At 55.4% G+C, this 7,485-nt stretch carries 8 protein-coding genes and 1 rRNA gene; all 9 read right to left on the bottom strand.

The window, feature by feature from the left end:
* A 16S ribosomal RNA gene (locus VN887_18665) occupies positions 1–648 on the bottom strand; the annotation flags it as partial.
* Between the two features lie 264 nt (positions 649–912).
* Entirely contained in the window at positions 913–1,686 is a 774-nt protein-coding gene (gene bioD, locus VN887_18660) for a dethiobiotin synthase (protein ID HXT42038.1), read from the bottom strand.
* A 30-nt stretch (positions 1,687–1,716) separates the two neighbouring features.
* Entirely contained in the window at positions 1,717–2,796 is a 1,080-nt protein-coding gene (locus VN887_18655) for a general secretion pathway protein GspK (protein HXT42037.1), read from the bottom strand.
* On the bottom strand, positions 2,793–3,563 hold the full coding sequence (locus VN887_18650; protein ID HXT42036.1) for a prepilin-type N-terminal cleavage/methylation domain-containing protein: 771 nt from the start codon (positions 3,561–3,563) through the stop codon (positions 2,793–2,795). The genes VN887_18655 and VN887_18650 overlap by 4 nt, the downstream gene beginning before the upstream one ends.
* Entirely contained in the window at positions 3,560–3,937 is a 378-nt protein-coding gene (locus tag VN887_18645; protein HXT42035.1) for a prepilin-type N-terminal cleavage/methylation domain-containing protein, read from the bottom strand. The genes VN887_18650 and VN887_18645 overlap by 4 nt, the downstream gene beginning before the upstream one ends.
* A gap of 41 nt (positions 3,938–3,978) precedes the next feature.
* Positions 3,979–4,527, bottom strand: a complete 549-nt coding sequence (locus VN887_18640; protein HXT42034.1) for a type II secretion system protein — start codon at positions 4,525–4,527, stop codon at positions 3,979–3,981.
* Between the two features lie 5 nt (positions 4,528–4,532).
* Positions 4,533–5,831 (bottom strand): type II secretion system F family protein, encoded by a 1,299-nt coding sequence (locus VN887_18635; protein HXT42033.1) that lies wholly within the window; start codon positions 5,829–5,831, stop codon positions 4,533–4,535.
* Positions 5,832–5,944: 113 nt separating this feature from the next.
* Positions 5,945–6,781, bottom strand: coding sequence for an ATP-dependent sacrificial sulfur transferase LarE (larE, locus tag VN887_18630; protein HXT42032.1), 837 nt, complete (start codon positions 6,779–6,781; stop codon positions 5,945–5,947).
* 113 nt (positions 6,782–6,894) lie between these two features.
* Positions 6,895–7,383, bottom strand: coding sequence for a hypothetical protein (locus tag VN887_18625; GenBank protein ID HXT42031.1), 489 nt, complete (start codon positions 7,381–7,383; stop codon positions 6,895–6,897).
* Positions 7,384–7,485: the final 102 nt, after the last annotated feature.

The following is a 7,485-nucleotide window of genomic DNA, read 5'->3' as shown; positions in this document are numbered from 1 at the left end:
AGTTTCACAGTTAAGCTGTGAGATTTCACATCAGACTTACCCGACCGCCTACGCACCCTTTACGCCCAGTGAATCCGAACAACGCTTGGGACCTCTGTATTACCGCGGCTGCTGGCACAGAGTTAGCCGTCCCTTCCTCTTTCGCTACTATCAGCTCGTCATCTTTTAAATAACAAGGTTTGTTCGCAAATGACAGGGGTTTACGGGCCGAAGCCATTCATCCCCCACGCGGCGTCGCTCCATCAGGCTTTCGCCCATTGTGAAAAATTCTCGACTGCTGCCACCCGTAGGTGTCTGGACCGTGTCTCAGTTCCAGTGTGGCTGGTCGTCCTCTCAGACCAGCTACCCGTCTTAGCCTTGGTGGGCCGTTACCTCACCAACTAGCTGATAGGCCGCGGGCTCATCGTGAAGCGTCAGGCCTTACGGTCCCCAACTTCAATCACCAGAGGATGTCCTCCAATGATCACATTCGGTATTAGCTCGCCTTTCAGCGAGTTATCCCCAACTTCACGGCAGATTACCCACGTGTTACGCACCCTTACGCCACTCCAATCGACGAATATTGCTACCCGTCAATCAGCGTTCGACTTGCATGTCTTATCCACGCCGCCAGCGTTCGTTCTGAGCCAGAATCAAACTCTCCGTATATATTAAAACGTTAGCTTGATCCCCGTCAGGCACTGCTGCCTGACGTTTTCAATCTTAAAACTCTTCTGTCATCCGCTAACCGGATGATCCAGAAGGGGCTCCAACTTATCGCACAATTCAGTTTTCAAAGAGCAGCGGGTGTCTCCACCCAAAACCTGTCCCAACAATAGGGAAAAAAAAGCCGAGTGCCGAGGCTATACCGTCGGCACCTCAGATTTCAAATCGTTGCGCGTTACAGACTATTCGCTAAACGCGGGCTGTCAATTATCTTTCTGACAGGCTGGTGCTGCTTGTATTAAAGAGCGGGAAGAAAGTAGCAAAGTCCGAGACCAGCGCAAGGGTTTTTTTGATTTTTCCGTATTCTTTCTTTAATGCTCCCACAGTGTCGGCTCGCGCTCCCAGAAACGGAAGACTGACCACTCTGAGAGGACACAACAACTCTGCCAGCATACTGGCGTTTGTGCGAACCGACAAATCACTGCCGCCGCACCCCAAAAGTGCTACTTTAATCCGTTTCATTCCGTAGCACGCGAGGCATCGTGCGGTCAACAGCGTGTGGTTGATAACACCGAGTTTGTTCCGCGCTGCTACGACCACGTGACAATCGAGAATGGCCATCAGGTCCCCCGCAGAAAAATTCTCGCCCAGCGGCGTCATCAGTCCCCCTGCTCCTTCGATCACCAGACATTCGCATTTTGTTTGAACGTCACGGATCCGCGCAACGACGTCACCTAGCGGCGTTCTCGTCCGACGTTTTCTTGCCGCCACAAGTGGAGCGATCGGCTCTTCGAAATAGAATGGGTTGATTTCCTCATGTGAAAGTTCGCCATCCTGCAACCGCGACAGCAAGTCCACGTCGTGCATGCTACCGCAACAAAACGGTTTCATAGCGAGGGCATGATGTCCATTTCGTCTAAGATGATGCACCAACAAGCCTGCCAGCAAGGTCTTTCCCGCTCCCGTGTCAGTCCCAGTGACGAAAATGATCGGAACCGATCCGCCTCCAGCTGCCGGCTTACCGTACGATTTACGGGCCACACGCCTCCTGCCGGTGTGATCCTTGCGGGGTCATTCCCAGTGCGTGCACAATATCTGTACGTCACGCGAACTGTTGCGGACTAACAACGCGACTAGACGCCGTTTGTATTGGTCGATTTCCACGTCCACCAGAGCTTCAAACGTAAAACTGCGGACGGTAGCATACCTCGACAGCTGATTCACAAAAATCGGGTTCATGCAAGACACGTTGATCAACTCGCCCGGATTAAAAAACGGTGTGTCATCGTCGGTGCCATCAACTCCGTCCAATCCAGCGCGTTTTCTGATGATGTCCTCCGCACAACTCCTGTCCACGCCCGGCAGGAGTTGAAGGACCCCGACGGATGCAGTATTGATGTTCACCTGTGGTCGGCCAAGAGTGGTGAACAGATCAACCAGACCGTATGAAAAGCTGGCATCCGGACGGTTAAATGTGATTGCTGAACGCAGCTGGCCAGACCGGCGCGATGGAGGTGTTCCCTGGGGACCCCAATAAATCTCCGGCGTGACTCCACGAACAAGGAGCAACTCCGACATGTCGTCAAACGGCCCGTCCTTTGCGACGTGGGGTTGGGGTAAAGTCAGATAATAATCACTTTCCGCGCCGTTGATATGCGGGTTTGAGTCCGCATCCAGCCAATCCTCAATGGAATCAAGGATCGTATATGAGTCGAAGCTGTCAACGCCCATCAAATCCAATGCTTGTTGAATGGTTTGTCGATTCGCGGAGTTGATGTTCATCTTACGTTCGAGATCAACGATCTTGACGGAACATTCGCCCCGCCCGAGTTGAATGTGCTCCAGTGAAATATCCGCCAAAGGGCCATTCGATGAACAATTACCCCCCGGACCTCCGGCCCATTTTTGATTGAGCGAATCATACGGCTCATTGGGACAGTTCAACTGCTGCGCCAGAACATACCTGGCCACTTCGATGCCCGAGCGACCTATCCACTCCATGTCGCTCTCCGAACCAACGTTCTTTGCAAGTTTCGTTTCCACTCTCATCGAATACGCGAAACTGGCCGCAAGCATGCCCAAAACGACGATCACCATCATCACGATGACCAACGCAATGCCGCGCTCGCTGGCTGGGGCGGCAATTTTCATTTGGGAGAGGGTTGCACCAGGTTCGGATTCGGGCTTCGAGGCACCGGCTGCACGTTCGGATTTAAATTCGGATTGGGAAACCTGGTTGGCACTCCGCCTCCCGCCTGTAACCCGATGGGTATGGGAACGGCCGATAGGGACACAACGCGCGTTACGACGTCTTCAGGTTTAAGTGTTCTCTGGTTTGGCTGCCCAAATCCGAGCGTAAAGCGGATAAGTCTGGGGAGTTGGTTCGTATAAAGCCACTCTGTCTCCCAGTCCTTCGAGCGCGGCCCCCAGAACTCGAGCGTAAACGCTCTTACGTTCCGGGCCAGCACCAACGGGTTCTCCTCCTCGTCCAGGCTCGGATCAAACAGCACCGGCTTTTGGCGCAGGACGAGAAGGTTGTCGGCGTTCGCTCCCGGTTCAACCGTAAAGGTAAGCCGCCGCAAGACCTCATCTCCAAAATCCCCGCTTCGGGGAAACGACTTGGGCAGTCGCGCCACGAAGCTGAGCACCCCGAAATCACCGGTCGTGTCCGCAAAGAAATAATAGTATTTGATGTTTGCCTGGAACATCTGGAGCGACACCAGGGAGTTCTCCACCGCGCGCACCGCCACCCGTGAGCGCTGCGCTTCCGCAGCCGCGGCCTGTCCGATCCTGGACCCGCGCAAGATAGACATCCAGCTTGAGTAAATCGCGATCATTACGGTGGCGAAAATCGCCAGCGCGATCATGATTTCCACCAGCGTAAAGGCCCGTTGATTCTTGGTAACGCAGACTTTCATGGCCGCCTGCCAAAGTTTGACACCTGCGAATCCGGTCGCCAGAGTAGAATGCTGTTTTTCCACTCGACGTGCTGGCGTCCCCTCGAAGACTGAATGATGAAGTCCACTTCAAACAGACCGTTCGTCGCCACTTGATAAATATCGCGGGTCCAGGTGTAGCCGGGATTCAGATCCCCGAAATCCCCTGCAATGGTCCCTTCCTCCAATTTGTTCGTCAGCATGAGATCGGACGCCAACGCGTCAATGTCAGGAAACTTCTGCTGCAAGCTCCGCGCCGCGCCTAATCCTCTGTTAACCGTTCCCAGGATGGCAAAAATAGCCATAAAAAAAATCGCCAGCGCAATCATCACCTCCAGAAGAGTGAACGCGTGCATGCGATCTCCGTGCCGTGAATCAAACTTTCGAGCGATGAATCTCATCGAATGACCTCCACGCTTGGCAGGCCAGTGACGCATTCCAGCGAGATTTTCCGGATTCCGGCGCCCTTTTGCAAAATGATGGTAAACTCGTCGCTCGTTCCATTGGAATAGAAATGAACGCGGCTTTCTTCCGCTTCCATTTCGTTCTTCAGATTCACGTACAACAGTGTTATCGCAATATCCTCCTGTAAGCGGGCGTTGAAAACCGCTGGCCCGGCCGCGCCGGGATCCGTTGGCGGCACAGGTGAGCCGCCCGGAATGACCGTCTCGTCGCTTTTGGTCTCCGGGGCCGACACAACGCTGACCCGTCCGTCGGACGCGCGAATGACCAGCGCAGTCGGTACGCCTTGCAGAATCGCCTGCGCACGCGCTTTGCCGCACGCCTCTGTGATATCACTGACCGCCTGACGCAACGGATCCTTTTGAAATATTCGGACGAACGGCGGCACGCCCATCGCCAGCACGATTCCTAGGATGCCGACGACGATCATGATTTCGATCAGAGTAAAGGCGCGGAAAAAAGACGCTCCCCTGTTGCGGTTCATCGGTTTCATCGGCCCTGACCGACGCTGATGCCAGAAATCAACTTGAACATCGGCAACAGGAGGCTCAGCAAAAGGAATCCGACCACAATCGCCATTAGAACAATCAACACGGGCTCTATGAGATTGGTCATGATCCGCAACGCGGTGGTCAATTCGTTTTCGTACGCGCCGGCCACGTTTTGCAATGCGCCCGGCACATCGCCCGTTTCCTCTCCGATTTTCACCAGGTCAATCATGAGTTGTGGGAAGACTTTACTGTGAGCCAGCGGCTGCGCGAGTGTCTTTCCGTCGGTCACGTCTTCCCGCGTGCGCGCTATCGCGTCTTTCATGATGCGGTTCGGCACGACTTGTTCGGTGATTTTCAACGCCATCAGCACAGGCACTCCGTTGTGCAGCAGGGTTGCCAGCGTGCGGGCAAATTGGGCGAACAAATTTAGCCTGACGACCTTGCCAATCACAGGCGCTTTCATCTTCCAGCTGTCAAGCTTGCGCCGGCCGGTTTGAGTGGACTTGAAGCGCAGAAAGAGAACCGTCACCACAAACGCCGAGAGCCCGATGAACAACCACGTCGTTCCTTTGCCGAAGGAATCGCCGAAGCCCATGAGCACTCGCGTGGGCCAGGGCAGCGTGATGTCAAACCCTTTGAACATCTCCGTGAACCGCGGAAGCATGAACGTCATGAAAAAAATGATGATCGCCACGCCAACGCACGCGACGATGCACGGATAAATCATCGCCGACACAAACTTTGCCTGCACCTCGGCGAACCGCTCGTAATGCTCCGATACCCGCCGCAGCACCTCCACCAGCGCACCGCTTTGCTCACCCGCTCTCACCATGTTCACGTACATGTCGGAGAAGATGATCGGGTGGCGCCCCATCGCATCGGAAAGGCTTCTGCCTTCCATCACGTCTTGTTTGAGTTGCTTGCTCACGTCGGGAGGAATCCCTTTGGACTCCAGGTGCGACATGCTGTTGAGCGCGACGGTCAGCGGCATGCCCGATTGCAGGAGATTGGCCAATTGTTGTGTGAACGTGGCCAGTTCCTGGAGCTTCGGCCTGCGGCGCCGATTCAACAGCGCGCGCAACGCCGGGGGCAGGACACCCGTCGAAGCGGCGTTCCGCTCCGCTCGCTCGGTGCGTTCGGCCTGTGTCACGGAGGTCCCCTTGGCCGCATCTACCGCGACCGGAAAAAGTCCGAGTCGCTCGATTTGAGCGAGGGCCGCCGCGCGATCCGCAACGTCCAGTAATCCTTGCACCACCTCGCCGGTCTTCCGCCGGGCCCTGTAGGAAAATTGCGCCATAAAACTAATCATTCATAACCGGGAACCGTAAAAAGTTGCCAGAGCAAAGGACACTCTGCGACGAGTGACGCGCGGAGATCGGACAAGCCACGGGCCGGTGGCCCCGGAACGTTTCAGGCCTTTCCCTGGTCCGCCGGCGTCGCCGACTCGTTCAGGCTCCCCCGCCGGTACCCTTGAAGATCCACCGTGACATGGGTGTAACCTATCTTCTTCAACTCACTGGATACATTGCGAGCAGCATCATTCTCCAAAAACTTCGGCAACTCGGTCAAAACCACCTCGATTCGCGCCAGTTGTCCGTTCCTCAACTCATGATGTCTTACGCGCACGTCGCGAAACCCAAGATCACGCAATAGATTCTCAGCCTGCTCAATCATCCCCAACTTCGCCTGCGTGACCGTTTCACCATAAGGGACGCGTGAACTGAGGCACGCCATCTGCGGCTTGTCCGCGGTCGGCAGACCCAGTTGTGCTGACAACTCGCGAATTTCCGACTTTGTCAGGCCGATCTCTTTCAGGGGCGCGCGCACTTGAAATTCCGCTGCCGCCTGCGCCCCGGGACGGAAATCTCCCACGTCGCTCGCGTTCTCCCCGTACGCAACCACGGCAAAGCCTTCCGACCGCGCGATGGGCGCCAATTCCTCGAACAGTTCATGCTTGCAGAAATAACAGCGGTTGGCCGGATTCGCCACGTAATTAGGGTTCTCAAACTCGCGCGTGTTCACGACTCGGACAGGAATTCCAAATCGCCCGGCAATTTCCAATGCCTCCTGCAATTCACGCCTCGGCAAACTCGGAGAATTCGCGATGACCGCAAGCGACCTGTCGCCCAGGACGTCCCCTGCCACACGCGCCAAAAAAACGGAATCCACCCCGCCGGAATATGCGACCAGGCAGGAACCGTAGGAGCGGATTAATTGCCGCAGTCGTTCAAGCTTGCTCGATAACACAGTCACAACGTGTCATTGGAGAGTGTAATTGTCGAGAGCCGTGCAATAAACACTCTGGTTACAAAGGCGGACGGTCAAAGTCGGCAAACTCGATCCGCACCGTCCGCGCTCTTCTATTTTTGAGTGCGCAACGGAAGCGTCGGCCCCGCCTGCGGGACATCGTCTATGAAGTAGTTGGGCGAACCGTGTTTTTTCGGCCGGGGCGGCTTCGCGTCTTTCGGCCAGGTGTATTCGCACTCCTGGCAGAAGAATTCCTTGTCGATGATACGCAGCAGGCTCGCTACCCCCACCAGATTCGGCAAAAAAAACTTGCGAGTGAACTGCGGATACTCGACGCGCGAAGAGCCGCACTCAGGACAGCGCACGGCGTCACGCAAGACGCCGTCGGTCGTTTCCCACTCCCGGACCAGTCGCCGGGCGGTCTCAAAATCTTTCTTGTGAACCTTCAGGCGGATGCCAGCGACGGGTTTCATCACGAACCAGAACCACTCGTATTTTGATTCGTCGCAAATCTCGGCGTGGATGCCGCTTTTCTCCAACCGGTGCTTGAGAGGATCCGCTTTTTCCCGTTCGTTGAAAGTAGCAACGGTAACCAGATTCATGGGCCAGTTTAACCTTCTTTGCGCTAAAATCAAACTGACGAACTGACCTTATCGAGAACACGAAAAGATTTCCGCCAAAAAATCGCTTGACGACGTCGGGGG

The sequence above is a fragment of the Candidatus Angelobacter sp. genome (assembly GCA_035607015.1).
In the GTDB taxonomy this organism is placed as follows: Bacteria; Verrucomicrobiota; Verrucomicrobiia; order Limisphaerales; family AV2; genus AV2.
Note: the sequence above shows the minus strand (reverse complement) of the source record. Positions and strands in the feature narration are given on the sequence as shown.